Genomic DNA, 1,819 nt, shown 5'->3' on the forward strand with positions numbered 1-1,819 from the left:
TATTTATCGGATACGAGTGGTGTGATTGAAAGCACTTTTACGGTTGATGCTGAACACCAGACGACGTTGATAAGACTTCAAAGCCAATCGCAATTTTTAGAGTATAAGAATGGGATATCAATTTATTTTAAAGCGAAGGGCAAGAATGTTGGGGAAACCGCAATTGCCTTGAATGATTTGGCGGCTAAACCTGTTTACAAGGCGACGGAATTAGGTCTCCGTGTTTTATCGGGAGGCGAGCTTCAAAGGGGGTGCATTTATAGCTTGGTTTATAGGGATCATGCTTGGCAAGTTTTAAATCCTACGCCTCTCTCTTTATCGCAAGAGCCGGTTATCCCTGTTTATCCACCAGGGACGATAGGGATTTTTGGGATGCAAGTTTTGCCAGATGGCTGGTTACCATGTGATGGGAAGGCTTATTTGCGTAGTGATTATCCTGCTCTTTATGAAGCGATAGGGATCAGGTGGGGAGGCGCTGATAGTTGGACGAAGTTTAATGTTCCCGATTTGCGTGGTGTTTTTTTACGAGGTGTTGATGATGACCGCGAGATAGACCGCTTTCGTTATCTTGGCACTTTACAAAATGACGCAATGAGAAAGCATGACCATGGGGGTCAATCCTTTACGATTTTGAATGATGAAAATCAGGAAGAGAGTTGGCATGGTGATATGACGATCATCTGGGGATATGTGTTGAATGACCAGCAAAGATTGAAGCTTGCTGAACGTTTGGGCGTGAGAGCAGAGGATATACGCGTGCACCATAAGCTCGCCTTTCCCCATTCCCACCTTCACATGCGTGATGTTGCATTGGCAAGTTCAGGTATAAGTGAGACGCGCCCGATTAATATGAGTGTTGTGTTTGGAATCAAGACGTGAGGTTTAGATGTCCACGATTTATGATTGGTCTTTAACAGCATCTGAGAATGGTGGTGCTGATGCTTTAATTAATTGGTCAGAGGGACAGCACCCTAACACGGTTAATAATAGCGCTCGTTTTATGATGCAACGGGTAAGTGAGTATTTATCGGATACGGGGGGTGTGCTTGAAGGGATTGTGACGGTTGATAATAACCAAAAGACGAGCGTGATAAGGCTTCTAAGCCAATCGGCATTTTTAGAGTATAAGAATGGCATATCGGTTTGTTTTAAAGCGAAGGGCAAGAATGTTGGGGCGACAACAATTGCTTTAAATAATTTAGCCGGTAAGCCCGTTTATAAGGCGACAGAAACCGGTTTATTAGCCTTATCGGGAGGAGAGATACAAGATGGCTGTCTTTATACGCTTGTGTATGATGAAGAGCTTACGGGTTGGCAAGTTCTCAACCCGACAAGGGGCAAAGTTTCTTCCTTAAAACGTTTACCTTCCGGTCTGATAGGACCGTTTGCAATGGAGCGCTTGCCGGATGGTTGGTTGCCATGTGATGGAAGTGCTTATTCACGGTATGTTTATTGGGATTTATTTTCTGCGATAGGAACGACGTGGGGAGAAGGAGATGGCGCCACGACGTTTAATGTTCCCGATTTTCGGGGGCTATTTTTACGGGGACTTGATAATGAACGCAATTTAGACCCTTGGCGTTCTTTTGCAAGTATACAACCCTGTTCTTTAAAAGCGCATGAGCATTTTATAGGTCCAGCGTCATCAGAAGGTCTTTCTTCTCGAAAAAAACGGGATGTTTCTTCTTCTGAAGCGCCCGTGACAAGGCGAAAGAGAGCTATAGACGAAGAGTGTGTAGGTTTGAGTGGGGATGCTTTGGACAAGTGTAATCAAGAATTTGACCAAATAGCAGGAAGTCCACAGGTAGAGACTCCCTTT

General features: G+C 44.5%; 2 protein-coding genes. Both read left to right on the forward strand.

Annotated elements, in window-relative coordinates:
• Positions 1-879 (forward strand): phage tail protein (locus tag ACFIL3_RS09880; RefSeq protein WP_375682196.1); only part of this gene is annotated, 879 nt, incomplete at its 5' end.
• A 7-nt stretch (positions 880-886) separates the two neighbouring features.
• Positions 887-1,819 (forward strand): phage tail protein (locus tag ACFIL3_RS09885; protein WP_375682197.1); only part of this gene is annotated, 933 nt, incomplete at its 3' end.

This window comes from Bartonella sp. CE47NXGY (assembly GCF_042195415.1).
GTDB lineage: Bacteria > Pseudomonadota > Alphaproteobacteria > Rhizobiales > Rhizobiaceae > Bartonella.